Genomic DNA, 15,463 nt, shown 5'->3' on the forward strand with positions numbered 1-15,463 from the left:
AGGGGCTTTCAGGTGACTCAGGACTGAGGTGTGACGTCGGTGACGAACCAGCCGTCGGCGTCCTTGTCCCACTGGTAAACGTGAATGTCTTCCATGTGGTAGAACTCGTGGTCCGCCGGCTTGATCGTGTTGCCGGAGGCGGTCTCGGTGTCGGGGATGTTCAGCTGCTCCATGGCGGTGGCGAGCTTGTCCGCGTCGAGCGACTTGGCGCTCTCGGCCGCCGCGGCGAAGGCGACGATGCAGTCTCCGGCGATGGCCGTGCCCTTGGGCATCTTGGCCCCCGACTTCGGCCCCTCGACCACTCCGTACTTCTTCTCGACGGCTTCCACGTGGGCGCGGTAGCCGGGCTTCCAGGTGGCGCGGTCGCGGATGTTGAACTCTACGTTGCCCGCGGCGAAGACCGAGCCGACGGCCATGTCCTGGGCGGCGTCGAGGAAGGAGACGTTCTGCAGCCCTGAGGTGCCGGCCATCACGCCCTTGTAGCCCGACTCGGCAGCGGCGGCCATCGTCTTGGCGCCGCTGGCGTTGCTGGAGACGATGATCGCGCCGGCGTCCTTGAGCGCGTCGACGTAGGGCCGGTGGGACTGGTCGTCGTTGCGGGTCTCCTGGTAACCCTTGTACTCGACGCCGTACTTGGGGCCGTACTCCTTGAGGTAACCGTCCATGGCCTTGCCGGTGTCGTCGGCCTCGTAGACCAGCCCGACCGAGTTGACGCCCTTGGCCTTGAGGTACTCCACCAGCTTCTCGACGCTCAGGTTGTTGGGGTCCTGCGAGCGGAAGCCGTACTTCAGCGAGCCGAAGTCGCCGGTGCCGACGCCCGGCTGGCAGTTGAGCTTGCTGTTGGTCTCGAAGATGTTCTTGGACGCGTTGTAGAAGGCCGACAGCGAGGGCCCGACCACGAAGTGCACCTGGCTGTCGCCGACCAGCTCGTTGCTGGCCTGCACCGCCTTGGCCGGGTCGAGCGCGGTGTCGCGGACGACGAGCTCCAGCTTGGCTCCCCCGACGCCGCCGGCCTCGTTGACGCGGTCCATCTCCACCCTGATGGAGTTCTCCTGGAGGATGCCCAGGATCGCGTACGCGCCGGTCATCGGGGCGATGAGCCCGATCTTTATGGTGTCGGCGCCCGCGCTCCAGCCGGCGTTTCCCGTTTCGCCGGCGGACTGGGCGCGCTCTTCCTTGCTCGCACAGCCGGTGAGCACCAGCGCGCTGACGGCAGCCGCAGAGATCCAGCGAAGTCCGGTCCCACGCATGTGCCACCTCCTTGTTCTCATGCCCCCGAGCCAGTAATTCCAATGTGCGGAACAGCGTTACACGGAGCCTAGAAATGCGGCTGTCCCGATGTCAACGGATACGTCTGATGTTTAACGATCCGAAACATGTCGCGGCTGCCACAGCTCCACGTGGACGCCGTTCGGCGTCTCCACCATGGCCAGCCGCGATGTGCCGTGCAGCGGTGTGGTCGCGGCGAACGGCCGGCATCGGACCCGCCCTCCGGCGCCGGCGGCGCGGGCCACGGCCTCATCCAGATCGTCCGTACGCGCGGACCAGGCGGTGTGCCCGAGCCCGCGAGCGGGCCGCTGAGCGGAACGCCGATCCACTCTGGGCCGGTCGGCCCGGATCATCTCGATACGGGTCGTGCCGCCGTCCGGGCCCGCCAGGAAAGCCAGCCTGAGCCGGGTGCCCGGCGGCAGGTCGGCCATCGTGTCCAGGCCCGGCGCGGCGAACGTCACGTCGTACCCTGCGGACATGCCGAGCGCGGCCCAGAAACGCAGCTCGGCCTCGAAGTCGGGTACGTGGCAGACCACGGAGGTCAGCTCCGTGTGCCGCCGTTCCGGGTCCGCCAGCCACGCGGCCGTGGGACGCGGGCCGGCCGGCTCGACGAACACCACGGGGACTCCGCCGGGCCCGAGGCAGTAACCCTCCACGACCTGGACGGTCCGCTCCCCCACGGGCACGTCGTACGCCTGCGGTGGGCTGATCCACGGATGGCCCGCCGCCCGCAGCCGCTCGTACGAGGCCGCGATGTCGCGGGTGTAGAGGTTGATGCCGGCCACGCCCAGGTCCAGCGTGTGCGGGTGGACGGCGGGCGCCACCGGGTCGTTCACCTTGAGCAGGTGGATGCGGCCGGTGGCGGCGCCCGCCGCGGCCAGCGAGCGCACCTCCACGTCGCCGGCGCCCTCTCCCCACAGCCGGTCCGCGTAGGCGGCCGCGACCACGCCCTCGGCCGCCACCGCGTACCCCAGCTCGCCGCAGTAGAAGTCCAGGTGCGGCCCGAAGTCGGCGACGCCGAGCACCGCCGCCGTGATGCTCCCGATCGGCTCGCTCATCGGCCCGCCCCCAGCCTGGCGCCCAGCTCGCGGCCGAGCGTCATCGCCGGTGTCACGCTCATGCCGCCGACGTAGTTGTCCCCGGCGAACACGTTGTTGCCGAGGATCTCCCCGACCGCGTAGAGCCCGGGGAGGGGTGCGCCGGATTCGGTCAGCACCTCCAGGTCCTCGTTCACGCGCAGCCCGTCGCGGCTGAGGATGGAGGCCCCGACCGTGGTGATCCCGTAGAACGGCGCCCGCTCGATCGGCGCCGGCAGCGTGGTGCGGCCGAAGTCATCGTCGTGGCCGGCCCGCACCGCGGCGTTGTACCTCTCCACGGTGGCCGCCAGGCCCCCGGGCGCGACGCCGAGCTTCGCGGCCAGCTCCTCAAGGGTGTCGGCGACGGCGATCCACCGGCCGCGCTCCAGCTCGGCCAGCATCCGCTCGCGGGTCCAGTCGCCGGCGCCGTTGCGGATCAGCGGCTCGGCCGTCTCGGCGATCGCCCGGTCCCACACGACGTGCATGGCGATCCGCGGCTGCTCCAGCAGCGCCCGCTCGCGGTGCTCCGGGCTGCTGCCGTCCTCCGCGACGAACCGCTCGCCCCGGTCGTTCACCCAGATCTCGTACGGGGTCCGGTACGCGGGCGCGACCTCGATGAACGCCTCACGGTAGTCGACCGCGAAGCCCTCCTGACCCGGGTCCGGGATCAGCCCCATCACGGGGATGAAGTAACCGTCGCGGCTCACCCGCGCGCCGAGCCCCATGGCCAACTCCAGGCCGTCACCGGTGGCATGCGGCAGACAGCCGATCAGCGCGCTCTCACAGCCGGACGGCAGAAAGCGATTGCGCAGGCCGGGGTTGGCGTCATAGCCGCCAGTGGCCAACACGACCGCGCCCCCATGCGCGACGACGTCACCGCCAGCACCGCCTACAGCGGTCGCGGCAGTCGCGGTGTTCGCGCCATTCGCGGCGGTGGCCGCGCCGGCCGCGCCGGCCGCGCCGGCCGCGCTGGTCGCGCTCGTCGCGCTGGTCGCGCTGGTCGCGCTGGTCGCGCTGGTCGCGCTGGTCGCGCTGGTCGCGCTGGTCGCGCTGGTCGCGGTGGTCGCGCCGGGCGCGGTGGTCGCGGTGATGCCGGTGACGCGGCCGTCGGCGTCGACGATCGCGCCGGTGAGGCGGGTGTTCAGCAGCAGCCGTACGCGGCCGGCCTCGATCTGCTCCTCCAGCCGCCGCTTCAGCGGCTTCACCACCGACAGGCCGCTCTTGACGCCCCAGTACGTGCGCGGCACCGAGTACACCTCGTGCCCGTGCACCAGGCCAGGGGTGTCGGGATGGAAGTCGAAGCCCTGGCCGTCGAGCCAGTCGACGGTCTCGCCCTGCGCCTTGACCGACTTCCAGGCCAGCTTCTCGTCCACCTTGCCGTGGGAGAGACGCAGCACGTCCTCGAAGTGGCGCTCGGGGCTGTCGTCGATGCCGCGCTCGCGCTGGCGGCGGGTCCCGGCCCCGCTGAACTCGCCGTTGGCGATGTGCAGCATCCCGCCGATCCGGCTCTGTTTCTCCAGCACCAGCACGCTCGCGCCCGCGACGGCGGCCTCGATCGCCGTGCACATCCCGGCCCCGCCCGCGCCGATCACGATGACGTCGTAACGCCCCAGATCCTCGGCGTTCCCCGCGCCGTTCGCGCCACCGTTCCCCGCGCCGTTCGCGCCACCGTTCCCCGCGCCGTTCGCGCCACCGTTCCCCGCGCCGTTCGCGCCACCGTTCCCCGCGCTCATCACGCGCCTCCGGTCAGCTGGATCTCCAGCCCAGCGGGACCGCGCAGGAGCAGCTCGCCCAGCCGCTCGCCGCCGTGACGCTCCAGCTCCGCGGCCGTGGCCGCCGGGTCGTCCGCGGCGAACACCACCCGCCGCAGGCCGAGCGGCCGGTCCGACAGGTCGGCCGCGTCGACGCCGGTGAAGGACATGATCTCCAGACGGGCCGGAGCCTGGTCGGCGGAGACCAGGAACGACAGCCGCAGGCTCGCGTCCGCCGGCATGCCGGTCATCCGGTCGAACGGCGGGCCGCTCATCTCCCCGTCGAACAGCACCTTGAGCCCGCCGCCCGCGGTGAAGAAGGCCAGCGCGGCGTCATGGTCCCGCGGCACGATGACGGCGGTGTGCAGCTCGCCGTGCAGACGGCCGGGGTCGCGCTCCAGCGCGGGGCTGGGCCGGTGACCGGCGCCCGCCTGCGGCAGCGTCCACCACACGCCGTCCGCGCCCAGGGCCACGGCCTCGGTCAGGGACGCGGCTCCGTACGGGTAGGTCACGATCTCCCTGGACCTGCCGCCCGCCTCGTCGATCAGCCGGGTGGTGCGCGCCAGGTCACGCGAGTACATGCCGAGCAGGCGGGGGCCGACGTCCCAGAGCTGAGGGTCGGGCGCGTCCGCCCCGGGCACGAGGCGGATCCGGCCGGTGTCCACGCCCTCGACGCCGAGCAGCGCCTCCCGCCCGTCGTCCGCCAGCACGTCGAGCCCGAAGGCTCTGGCATGGAAGGCGGCCGACGCTCCGACATCCCTGCAGGCGATGACCGCCTCGACGATCGCTCCCAGCGACAAGCCGCACCTCCGCAGATCCAGACTGTTCCGTCCCTCGAAACGGTGTTTCAAACTAAGGCGGGATGTCGCCGACTGTCAATGATGTCGCAGGTTGGACGGTTCCCTCCTCTTGCGCGGCGCGCTTCCTATAGTCCAACCTGTAGAAACCAGAAACGCCGTTTCATGGAGTGGAACAGGAGCATCGGGTGTCCCAGGATCCGCCCGCGACCGCGTACCGTGCTGTCGCCCTGCAGACCGCCTGTCATGCCGTCAACCGCGCCGAGAGCGCGGCCGCCGCCCGCGACCAGATACGGGCCGCCGTCGACCGCGTGCACGAGCAGGTCACCGCGACCAAGCGGTTCGTCGGCCCCGGCGTGCGGCTGGTCGTCCTGCCGGAGTACCTGCTGACCGGCCACCCCATCGGGGAGCCGTTCCAGGAGTGGTGCGACCGCGCCGCCCTGGCGCCGGGCGGCCCGGAGTACGCCCGGCTCGCGGACATCGCCAGGGACGCGGGCGTCTTCCTGTGCGTCAACGGCTACGAGACGGACGAGCACTTCCCGGGCGTCTACTTCCAGGCGTCGGTCGTCTTCGACCCGGCGGGCGAGACCGTGCTCCGCTACCGGCGGCTCAACTCGATGTACGCCGTGACCCCGCACGACATCCTGGACCGCTACCTGGCCGTCTACGGCGAGGACGCGCTCTTCCCCGTCGCCAGGACCGAGATCGGCACGCTCGCCGCGATCGCCTCCGAGGAGATCCTCTTCCCCGAGGTGGCCCGCTGCCTGGCCATGCGCGGCGCGGAGGTGTTCCTGCACAGCTCGTCGGAGGTGTGCAGCGCGCTCCTCTCGCCGAAGAACGTGGCCAAGCTGGCCCGCGCCGTGGAGAACGGCGCGTACGTGGTCTCCGCCAACACCGGCGGCCTGTACGGCACCGGCATGCCCGCGGCCTCCGGCGACGGCGGCAGCCAGATCGTCGACCACCGCGGCCTCGTGCTGGCCAAGGCCGGTCAGGGCGAGACGATGGCCGCCAACGCGGAGATCGACCTGGCCGCGCTGCGCCGGGCCCGCAGGACCCCGGAGATGATGAACCTGCTCCCCCGCCAGCGGTTCGAGCTCTACGCGGCCAGCTACGCCCGCACCTCTTTCTACCCGCCCGACACGGTGCGGCCCGGCGAGACCGGGCGAGAGCACTTCGTGACCACCCAGCGTGCCGTCATCGAACGGCTGGCCGGCGACGGCCTCATCTGAGGAGGCGACATGCCCAGGGAGATCCACGTCCGGAACCCCCGCACCGGCACCCCGGACCACACCATCGTCGCCGCGGGCGACGACGAGATCATCGCCGCCGCGGGCGCGCTGCGCGCCCGCCAGAGCGCGTGGGCCGCCCAGCCGGTCGAGCGGCGCGCCGAGGCGCTGCGCGCGTTCGGCGACGCGGTCACCCGGCACCGCGACGAGCTGGTCGCCCGGCTGGAGACCGACACGGGACGCCGCTGGGTCTCGCAGCTGGAGGTCGACTCGGTGCTGACCAGCATCGAGCGCACCTGCCGGTACGCCGAAGCCGCCTTCGCCCCGGAGGATCCGGCCCCCACCGCCGACCCCGACGTGCATGTAACCGGCGACCTGGTGCCGTACCCGGTCGTGGCGGTGATCTCGCCGTGGAACTTCCCGTTCCAGCTCGCCCTCATCGACGCGGTGCCCGCCCTGCTGGCCGGGTCGGCGGTGCTGCTGAAGCCGAGCGAGGTGACGCCGCGCTTCATCCCCGTGCTGCGCGCGTGCGTGGCCGAGGTCGAGGAGCTGGCGGGCGTACTCACCGTGGTGGAGGGCGACGGCGCCACCGGCGCCACCATGGTCGCGGTGGCCGACGCGGTGTGCTTCACCGGCAGCGTGCGCACCGGCCGCGCGGTGGGCCGCGCGGCCGCCGAGCACTTCATCCCCGCCTTCCTTGAGCTGGGCGGCAAGGACCCGGCGATCGTCACCGCCTCGGCCGACCTGGACGCCGCCTCCTCCGCCATCCTGTGGGGCTCGACGATCAACTCCGGCCACTCCTGCATGTCCATCGAGCGGGTGTACGTGGACCACGCGGTGGTCGAGGAGTTCACCGAGGCGCTGGTGGCCAAGGCCGAACAGGTCGAGCTCGCGTACCCGGACATCGGCGACGGCCAGATCGGGCCGATCATCAGCGACGCCCAGGTGGACGTCATCCGCGAGCAACTGGAGGAGGCCGTCGCCAAGGGCGCCGTGATCCGGACCGGCGGCACGATCCAGTATCTCGGCGGCGGCGCCTATCTGCGGCCCACCGTGCTGACCGGCGTCGACCACTCCATGCGGGTGATGCGCGAGGAGACGTTCGGCCCGATCATCCCGATCATGCCCTTCGACGGCGAGGACGAGGCCGTCACGCTCGCCAACGACACCGAGTTCGGGCTGAGCGCGGCCGTCTTCGCCGCCACCGCCGAGCAGGCCGCCCCGGTCGCGCACCGGCTGGAGGCCGGGGCGGTCAGCGTCAACGACGTCTGCCTGACCGGCATGTTCCCCGAAGCGGAGAAGAACTCCTTCAAGTCGTCCGGGCTCGGCGCGTCCCGCATGGGGCCGCCGTCCGTGCGGCGCTTCCTCCGCCGCCGCGCCCTGCTCATGCGGGGCAGCGCCGGCATCCGCCCCTGGTACTACGACGGCACCCCCACCCAGACGGAGGAACGATGACCATCGCCGACATCCTGCGCGACATGTCCGGAGTGTGGGAGGGCACCTACACCGTGCTCGCCCCCGACGGCACCGTGCTGGAGCGCTACCCCAGCCGTCAGGAAGGCCGGATGGAAGGCACCGACTGGACCGAGAAGGTCGTCTACCTGCGTGAGGGCGCCGAACCGGCGGTGCGGCACTACCGCGCGATCGTCGACGGCGACTCCGTCGAGTTCGTCGACACCGAGATGTGGGGCGCCACCGCCCGCGCCGGCGACCAGGCCATCGTGTTCACCTTCGGCTGGAACGACCGCCCGCGGGAGCGCATCGTCGAGATGTCGATGCCCACCGGCGACTATCGCACCCGCCTGTGGCAGCACTTCGAGGACGGCGCGCTGAGCCGCCTCACCGTCATCGAGGAGCGCCGCGTCCCCGGCGCCGAGCCCGAACGCTGGTACGTGCCGGCCGGCGCCTGACCGTACCCGAATCTCAGGAGAATCACTGGTGGAACTGGACTACGACCTCGTGGTGGTGGGCGCGGGCACCGCGGGCATCCCGTGCGCGGCGGAGGCCGCGCACGGCGGCGCCCGGGTGCTCCTGGTGGAGAAGGACCACCGCGTCGGCGGCACGCTGCACATCTCCGGCGGCCACATGGCGGCCGCGGGGACGCGGCGGCAGGCCGAGCGCGGCATCGCCGACTCCGTCGAGGCGCACCTGGCCGACATCCGCCGCATCAGCGGCGGCACCGTCCGCGAGGACCTCGTCCGCACCGTGGTGGAGAACGCCGCCGAGACCGTCGACTGGCTCGACGGTCTCGGCTTCCGCTTCGCGCCGGAGACGCCGCGCGTCATCTACGGGCACGAGCCGTACACGACCGCGCGCACCTACTACGGCGTGGACGAGGCGGTGTCGATCCTGGAGGTGTACGAGCGGGTGCTCGCCGACGCCACCGCCACCGGCCGCCTGGAGCTGTGTAAGAACGCCCCCGTGATCGAGCTGCTGACGGGCGGCGACGGCCGCGTCACCGGCGTCACCGTCCTGCGCGACGGCCAGGACGTACGGGTGAGCGCCCGCCACGTGGTGCTGGCCACCGGCGGGTTCGCCGCGGAGCCGGAGCTGTTCCTGGAGCTGGAGGGCGCGCCGCTGGTGTCGGCCGCCCACCCGACCTCCACCGGCGACGGCATCCTGCTGGCCAGGGAGCTCGACGCGGGCATCCAGGGCACCGGCTCGTTCCTGCCGAGCTTCGGCGGCCTGCCCCACCCCACCACCCCGGGCAAGGCCAACTGGTCCGACCGGCAGCTGCTCGTCGCCGCCGAGCGCCCGCCCGTCGAGATCTACGTGGACAGGACCGGGCGCCGCTGGGTGGCCGAGGACGAGCCGTCCATCGACACCAAGGAGCGCGCGCTCACCCGCATCCCGGACATGACGTTCTGGACCGTGTTCGACGACGCGATGCTGGAGTCGACCCGGTCGGGCCGCCCGCTCGTGGTCGGCTGGACGCCCGAGGAGCTGCGCGCCCAGGCCGGGGTGCGCGAGGGCGTGCACCGCGCCGCCACGCTGGAGGAGCTGGCCGCACAGACCGGCATCGACGCCGAAGGGCTGGTCGCCACCGCGGCCCGCTACAACGAGGCGGTGGCCGCCGGGTCCGACCCCGACTTCGGCCGCGTCCACCTGCCGCTGCCGCTGGCCGAGGCGCCCTTCTACGCGATCCGCAACCACGCCATCTCGCTGGTGACGTTCGCCGGGCTGGACATCGACGACGGCTTCAGAGTGCGCCGGGCCGACGGCGAGCCCATCACCGGCCTCTACGCCATCGGCGAGGTCATCGGCGCCGCCGCCACTTGCGGGCAGAGCTTCTGCTCCGGCATGCTCGTCACCCCAGCGATCACCTTCGGCCGGCTGCTCGGCCGCCGCCTGGCTCAGTCGTAGAAGCCGAGCCTGCGCAGCTGCTTGGGGTCGCGCTGCCAGTCCTTGGCCACGCTGATGCGCAGATCGAGGTAGACGCGGGTGCCGAGCAGCGCCTCGATCTGCTTGCGGGCGTTGGTGCCGACCTCGCGCAGCCGCTCGCCCTTGCGGCCGATGACGATGGCCTTCTGCGACGGCCGCTCGACGAACATGTGGGCGTAGATGTCGAGCAGGTCGTCGCGGTCGGCCCTGGGCAGCATCTCGTCGACCACGACCGCGATCGAGTGGGGCAGCTCGTCGCGCACGCCCTCCAGCGCCGCCTCCCGGATCAGCTCGCCGACCAGCACCTGCTCCGGCTCGTCGGTCAACCGGCCGTCCTCGTACAGCGGCGGCGACTCGGGCAGGTGGCGCACCAGCACGTCGGCCAGCACGTCGAGCTGCTCGCCCGACTGCGCCGACACCGGCACCACGTCGGCGAACTCCTCGATCTCCGACACCGCCACCAGCTGCTTGGCGATCTGCTCCTTGCTCGCCAGGTCGCACTTGGTGACCACGGCGATCACCGGCGTCTTCTTGACCGCCGCGAGCTTGCCCGCGATGAACCGGTCGCCCTTGCCGATCGGCTCGTTGGCCGGCACGCAGAACCCGATCACGTCGACCTCGGTCAGCGTCGACAGGACCAGGCTGTCGAGCCGCTCGCCGAGGAGGGTGCGCGGGCGGTGGAGCCCCGGCGTGTCGACGATGACGAGCTGCGCGTCGGGGCGGTGTACGATGCCCCTGATCACCCGCCTGGTCGTCTGCGGCTTCGACGAGGTGATCGCCACCTTCGTGCCGACCAGGGCGTTCATGAGCGTGGACTTGCCGACGTTCGGCCTCCCCACGAAGCAGGCGAATCCGGCGCGATGGCTGTCTGGCGAGGTCACATAGTGATTCTCGCCCATCAGGAGGCCTGCGCGCGCCACCAGGCGAACACCTCGGGCATCACCAGCGGTGTCCACGACGTCGTCGGCAGCCCGCGCAGCTCGTCCTCCCGGACCCACCTGGCTTCGCTGATCTCGTCGTCGTCGGGGGTGGGGGTGCCCGACACGAGCGCGCATCCGTACACCGCGATCATGTAAGCGCACTCGTGGCCGTTCGGGTAGCGCACCCGGAACTCCGGCCCGCCGTAGACGCCGATCAGGCCGCGCACCCGCACGTCGATCCCGAGCTCCTCGCGCAGCTCGCGGCGCACGGCCGCCTCCGGGCGTTCGTCGGGGTCCACGGCGCCGCCCGGCGCCGCCCACAGGTCCACGTCGCCGTGGCGGGCCAGCAGCAGCCGGCCCTCGTCGTCGAACACGCAGCCGCAGACCGACGGCATCATCAGCAGGTCGGGCCCCAGCTTGGCGCGCACCTCCGCGAGGTAGGGCGACATCGGCATGCTCAGCCCCGCAGCGCGCCGTCGGGGCCGGCCACCAGGATGGCCGTCACGCCCAGCTCCGCCGCCACGGCCCGGTCGTCGTCGGACGGCCCGTCGCCGCCGGTGACCAGCGCCACCGCCTCCAGCGAGCGGGCGCCGCTCGAGACCGCCGTCGCCACCGCCACCTGCACGGCGGACAGCCGCAGCGCCGCCAGCGTCACGTCGGTGGCCGCGTACGTGCGGCCGGTCTCGTCGCGCACGGCCGCGCCCTCGGCGGAGCCGTTGCGGGCCCGCGACGCCCGCGCCAAGGTAATGATCTTGCTGTCTTCAGGATCGAGTGTCACGAGGACAAGGTTAGGGGCTGGCCATCCGCATCACGGCGTCGAGGAGCTGACGGGTGCGCTGCGGCTCCACCTCGGCCATGCTCGTGTGCACCAGCGAGACCAGCATGTCGCCCGAACGGGCCAGCACCACGTCCAGCGCGTACGGGTAGCCGTTCAGCCGGCCGCGCAGCTCGCCCGACACCGCCTCGTCCCCCACGTCCGCCACCGGCACCAGCGTGGCGGTCAGGTGGGTGCCGCCTTTGGCACGCACTTCCCTGCACGCCCTCAGCGACCCCGCCAGCGCGGCCATGTGCTCGTCGGCCGCACCGGCGTACCTGGCCAGCCCCACCCCGACCTGCTCGCCCAGCTCGTCGCCCTGGTAGCTGGCCGCGGCCTGCGCGGTCAGCCCTCGCTCCGGCGCCCGGCCACCGGCCGCGTCGAGCACCGCCCGGCAGTTGCGGTCGGCCGGCGTGAACGGCGCCCGCCACGCCTGCTCCGAGCGCGGTGAGAAACCGTCGGGCAGCCGTGGCTCCTTGCTGAGGATCTCCTTCATGTGGGCAAGCGCGCGCACGTCGAGCCCCTCTGTGCCTCCGCAGGCCGCAAGAGCGCCGGCCAGGAGCCCACAGACGATGATCCGGGTTCCGCGTTTCATGATTCCCCCCGGTGCCCAGCCTCCCCGAGCAGCGAAAACGGCAATCCACCGGAGTTACCAATAAACGATCAAACGCTAAAAGGGTGCCCTCGCCCGGTTATCCGGACGAGAGCACCCTTTACGCCGAACAACGTCCGACCGGCTAGCTGGCCAGAACGTTGTCGTCCCCCCAGGAGCGCCCTGCCGCGTGAACCCCCCTGCGGCGGGGCGCTTCCCCCTCCGGCACCCACCGCACAGGGTGCCGGGAAACAGACTCGCGGACCCCGCTTGCAACTCGCTTGACGACCGCTTGCCGCGAACCGGGCAGAGGTCACTCCTGCTCCGCCGCGGCCGGCACCGCGTCGTCCTGATCGGCCCGGACCCGCCGCACCACCACCGTGCTGATCCGGTTGCGCCGGCCGGCCAGGCTCTCCGCGGTCAGCTCAAGCCCCGCCACCTCAGCCCTCGACCCCGCGATCGGCACCCGCCCCAGCGCGTGCGCGAGCAGGCCACCGACCGTCTCCACGTCGTCGACCTCGATCTCGGCGTCGAACAGCTCGCCCAGCTCGTCGACCGGCATCCGCGCCGTCACCCGCACCCCGCCGTCGGGCATCGGCTCCACCCGCGGCGCCTCCTGGTCGTACTCGTCGGTGATCTCCCCGACGATCTCCTCCAGCACGTCCTCGATCGTGACCAGACCCGCGGTGCCGCCGTACTCGTCGATCACGATGGCCAGATGCGTCTGCCTCGCCTGCATCTCACGCAGCAACTGGTCGATCGGCTTGCTCTCCGGCACGTACGTCGCCGGCCGCATGATCGACTCGACCGTCTCCTTCTCGCCGTCACCGCCCGACTCGTGCACCCGGCGGGTGATGTCCTTGAGATAGGCGATGCCGATCACGTCGTCCTCGTTCTCGCCCACCACCGGGACCCGCGAGAAACCGCTCCGCAACGCCAGCGACAGCGCCTGCCTGAGCGTCTTGCCCCGCTCGATGTAGACCATGTCGGTGCGCGGCACCATCACCTCACGCACCAGCGTGTCGCCCAGCTCGAAGACCGAGTGGATCATCTCCCGCTCGTCGGGCTCGATCACCCGGCGCTCCTCGGCCAGGTCGACCAGGTCACGCAGCTCGGCCTCCGAGGTGAACGGACCGTCGCGGAACCCCTTGCCCGGGGTCAGCGCGTTGCCCAGCAGGATGAGCAGCTTCGGCAGGGGGCCGAAGATCTTCGTCAGCCCGTACACGATCGGCGCCCCCGCGAGCGCGATGGGCTCGGCGTGCTGACGGCCCAGCGTGCGCGGCATCACGCCCACGATCACGTAACTCACCAGGATCATCACCGCGGCCGCGGAGAAGTAGGCCCAGCCCTGATCGTCCATCAGATCGATGAACAGCAACGTCGCGATCACCGTCGCGACCAGCTCACAGCTCAGCCGCAGCAGGAGCAGCAGGTTCAGATAGCGCGGCGCGTCCGTGACGATGGCGTGCAGCCGCTGAGCGCCACGCCTGCCGTCGCGCACGGCCTCCTCGGCGCGGACCCGTGAGATCCGCGTCAGCGCCGTCTCCGTGCTGGCGATCAGGCCACCGACCACAACGAGGACGATGGCCAACGGCAACCAGGCGTTCACCGCGAGCTGCGCACCTCCCGCCACCCTTCGAGCAACCGCGCCTGAAGACCGAACATCTCCTTGTGCTCCTCAGGCTCCGCATGATCGTAACCGAGCAGATGCAGGATGCCATGGGTGCAGAGCAACTCGATCTCGTCCTGAGCGCTGTGCCCGGCCTCCTCCGCCTGCCGCGCCGCCACCTGGGGGCACAGCACCACGTCACCCAGCAGCGCCGGATCGGCCGGCCCCTCGGACTCGCCCCTGGCGCCGCCGCCGGGCCGCAGCTCGTCCATCGGGAAGGCGAGCACGTCCGTCGGGCCGGGCTCGCCCATCCACTTCTCGTGCAGCTCGGCCATCACGTTCTCGTCGACGACCACGAGCGACAGCTCGGCCAGCGGGTTGATGCCCATCTCGGACAGCACGTGGGTGGACAGCGCGACGAGCGACTCCTCGTCGACGCCCACCCCGGACTCGTTGTTGATCTCGATGCTCATCGTCGCTTACCCCGCTGCTGAATCGGTTCGGGAGTGCGCAGGGCGTCATAGCGGCCGTAGGCGTCGACGATCTCGCTCACCAGCTTGTGACGCACCACGTCGGCGCTCGTCAGCTGCGAGAAGTGGATGTCGTCGATGCCGTCGAGGATCTCCTGCACCACCCGCAGACCGCTCACCGTGCCCGCCGGCAGGTCGACCTGCGTCACGTCACCGGTCACCACGATCTTGCTGTTGAACCCGAGCCTCGTCAGGAACATCTTCATCTGCTCGGCCGACGAGTTCTGCGCCTCATCAAGGATGATGAATGCGTCGTTAAGGGTCCTACCGCGCATATACGCGAGGGGCGCCACCTCGATCGTGCCCGCCGCCATCAGCTTGGGGATCGAGTCGGGGTCGACCATGTCGTGCAGCGCGTCGTACAGCGGCCGGAGGTAGGGGTCGATCTTCTCGTACAGCGTGCCGGGCAGGAAGCCGAGCCGTTCGCCGGCCTCGACCGCCGGGCGGGTGAGGATGATGCGGTTGACCCGCTTCTCCTGGAGCGCCCGGACCGCCTTGGCCATCGCCAGGTAGGTCTTGCCGGTGCCGGCGGGGCCGATGCCGAACACGACCGTGTGCTTGTCGATGGCGTCGACGTAGCGCTTCTGGTTGGCCGTCTTGGGGCGGATGGTGCGCCCGCGCGAGGACAGGATGTCGAGCGACAGCACTTCGGCCGGGCGCTCGGAGGTCATCCGGAGCATGGCGATGCTCCGCTCGACGGCGTCGGGTGTGAGGTCGCCGCCGCTGCGCAGCACTTCGACCAGCTCCTCGAAGAGCCGGACGACAGTGCCGCTCTCGTCGGGGCTGCCGGTGACGGTGATCTCATTGCCGCGGACGTGGATGTCGGCCTTGAAGGCGCCCTCGATGACGCGTAGCAGCTCGTCGCGGGAGCCCAGGAGGCTGACCATGGGGTACTCGTCCGGAATCAGCACCTTGGCTTGTGTGCGCGTTGGAGGTGCCGTGCGTCGGGATTCGTGTAGTTCGGACATGGGCAGGCCAGCGTGGCCTGATGCCTCCCGGTCTCGAGGGCTTATCTTCTTCACCCATCGTATCCGGGGGCGGAACGTTTCCTCGCGGCAATATCAGCCGGGCGGCCATGTCAGGTTGCGGCCGCCCAGAACGTGCGCGTGCACGTGGAAGACGGTCTGCCCGGCGCCGGGTCCGGTGTTGAACACGACCCGGTAGCCCTCGTCGGCCACGCCTTCCTGGACGGCGACCGCGTGCGCGGCCTTGAGCACCTCGTCGGCCAGCCCCTGGTCGGCGCGGGCCAGCGCGGCGGCGTCTGCGTGGTGTTCCTTGGGGATGACGAGGACGTGGGTGGGGGCCTGCGGGTTGATGTCGCGGAACGCGAGCGCCCCGTCGTTCTCGTAGACGATCTCGGCCTGGATCTCCTTGGCCACGATCTTGCAGAACAGGCAGTCTGTCATCCGATCACCTTACCGATAGGGGTGGCTCTCCTGTCCGTAAGCCTCGACGACCCTGACCTGCTGCTCGGCATGTACGCTGATCAGCGTTGCGA

Annotated in this window: 16 protein-coding genes; 4 read left to right on the forward strand and 12 right to left on the reverse strand. The window is 71.2% G+C overall.

Translation table 11 applies throughout. From position 1 onward, the window contains the following. Window positions 1-17 precede the first annotated feature (17 nt). The 4 genes from ACIBF7_RS23350 to ACIBF7_RS23365 all read right to left on the reverse strand — a co-directional run bounded on the left by ACIBF7_RS23350 (window position 18) and on the right by ACIBF7_RS23365 (window position 4,896). The gene (locus ACIBF7_RS23350; RefSeq protein WP_397198141.1) at window positions 18-1,250 is read right to left on the reverse strand and encodes an ABC transporter substrate-binding protein; all 1,233 of its coding nucleotides are present in this window, start codon (window positions 1,248-1,250) and stop codon (window positions 18-20) included. A 111-nt stretch (window positions 1,251-1,361) separates the two neighbouring features. Then, a complete protein-coding gene (locus tag ACIBF7_RS23355; protein ID WP_397198142.1) occupies window positions 1,362-2,327 on the reverse strand; it encodes a VOC family protein in 966 nt (321 codons plus the stop codon). Then, the gene (locus tag ACIBF7_RS23360) at window positions 2,324-4,078 is read right to left on the reverse strand and encodes an FAD-binding protein (RefSeq protein WP_397198143.1); all 1,755 of its coding nucleotides are present in this window, start codon (window positions 4,076-4,078) and stop codon (window positions 2,324-2,326) included. Before ACIBF7_RS23360 ends, ACIBF7_RS23355 begins: the two co-directional genes overlap by 4 nt. Next, window positions 4,078-4,896: a hypothetical protein gene (locus ACIBF7_RS23365; protein WP_397198144.1), complete on the reverse strand. Its 819-nt coding sequence runs from the start codon at window positions 4,894-4,896 to the stop codon at window positions 4,078-4,080. The genes ACIBF7_RS23360 and ACIBF7_RS23365 overlap by 1 nt, the downstream gene beginning before the upstream one ends. A 185-nt stretch (window positions 4,897-5,081) precedes the next feature. Between ACIBF7_RS23365 and ACIBF7_RS23370 the strand changes: the two genes are divergently transcribed. The 4 genes from ACIBF7_RS23370 to ACIBF7_RS23385 are packed head-to-tail and all read left to right on the forward strand — an operon-like array spanning window position 5,082 to window position 9,482. Further along, a complete protein-coding gene (locus ACIBF7_RS23370) occupies window positions 5,082-6,122 on the forward strand; it encodes a nitrilase-related carbon-nitrogen hydrolase (RefSeq protein WP_148033477.1) in 1,041 nt (346 codons plus the stop codon). 9 nt (window positions 6,123-6,131) lie between these two features. Further along, complete coding sequence (locus ACIBF7_RS23375) at window positions 6,132-7,574, forward strand: aldehyde dehydrogenase family protein (protein ID WP_397198145.1); 1,443 nt, start codon at window positions 6,132-6,134, stop codon at window positions 7,572-7,574. Continuing rightward, a complete protein-coding gene (locus tag ACIBF7_RS23380; RefSeq protein ID WP_397198146.1) occupies window positions 7,571-8,029 on the forward strand; it encodes a DUF3598 family protein in 459 nt (152 codons plus the stop codon). The genes ACIBF7_RS23375 and ACIBF7_RS23380 overlap by 4 nt, the downstream gene beginning before the upstream one ends. Window positions 8,030-8,057: 28 nt before the next feature. Then, on the forward strand, window positions 8,058-9,482 hold the full coding sequence (locus ACIBF7_RS23385) for an FAD-dependent oxidoreductase (protein ID WP_397198147.1): 1,425 nt from the start codon (window positions 8,058-8,060) through the stop codon (window positions 9,480-9,482). Here the strand turns inward: ACIBF7_RS23385 and era are convergent. The 8 genes from era to ACIBF7_RS23425 form a co-directional block, all read right to left on the reverse strand. After that, window positions 9,473-10,381, reverse strand: a complete 909-nt coding sequence (gene era, locus ACIBF7_RS23390; protein WP_308248850.1) for a GTPase Era — start codon at window positions 10,379-10,381, stop codon at window positions 9,473-9,475. The genes ACIBF7_RS23385 and era overlap by 10 nt on opposite strands. Before the next feature lie 17 nt (window positions 10,382-10,398). Next, window positions 10,399-10,875, reverse strand: coding sequence for an NUDIX domain-containing protein (locus ACIBF7_RS23395; protein WP_397198148.1), 477 nt, complete (start codon window positions 10,873-10,875; stop codon window positions 10,399-10,401). Window positions 10,876-10,877: 2 nt separating this feature from the next. Further along, on the reverse strand, window positions 10,878-11,198 hold the full coding sequence (locus tag ACIBF7_RS23400; RefSeq protein WP_148033482.1) for a cytidine deaminase: 321 nt from the start codon (window positions 11,196-11,198) through the stop codon (window positions 10,878-10,880). A gap of 10 nt (window positions 11,199-11,208) precedes the next feature. Beyond that, window positions 11,209-11,748, reverse strand: coding sequence for a hypothetical protein (locus ACIBF7_RS23405; RefSeq protein WP_148033483.1), 540 nt, complete (start codon window positions 11,746-11,748; stop codon window positions 11,209-11,211). 391 nt (window positions 11,749-12,139) lie between these two features. Then, a complete protein-coding gene (locus ACIBF7_RS23410; protein WP_378525157.1) occupies window positions 12,140-13,459 on the reverse strand; it encodes a hemolysin family protein in 1,320 nt (439 codons plus the stop codon). Beyond that, window positions 13,432-13,908, reverse strand: a complete 477-nt coding sequence (gene ybeY / locus ACIBF7_RS23415; RefSeq protein ID WP_148033485.1) for an rRNA maturation RNase YbeY — start codon at window positions 13,906-13,908, stop codon at window positions 13,432-13,434. Before ybeY ends, ACIBF7_RS23410 begins: the two co-directional genes overlap by 28 nt. Continuing rightward, window positions 13,905-14,933 (reverse strand): PhoH family protein, encoded by a 1,029-nt coding sequence (locus tag ACIBF7_RS23420; protein ID WP_148034833.1) that lies wholly within the window; start codon window positions 14,931-14,933, stop codon window positions 13,905-13,907. The genes ybeY and ACIBF7_RS23420 overlap by 4 nt, the downstream gene beginning before the upstream one ends. 93 nt (window positions 14,934-15,026) lie before the next feature. Then, window positions 15,027-15,371, reverse strand: coding sequence for a histidine triad nucleotide-binding protein (locus ACIBF7_RS23425; protein WP_271279861.1), 345 nt, complete (start codon window positions 15,369-15,371; stop codon window positions 15,027-15,029). Between the last annotated feature and the right edge of the window lie 92 nt (window positions 15,372-15,463).

This window comes from Nonomuraea sp. NPDC050478 (assembly GCF_044458265.1).
GTDB classification, from domain to species: domain Bacteria; phylum Actinomycetota; class Actinomycetes; order Streptosporangiales; family Streptosporangiaceae; genus Nonomuraea; species Nonomuraea ferruginea.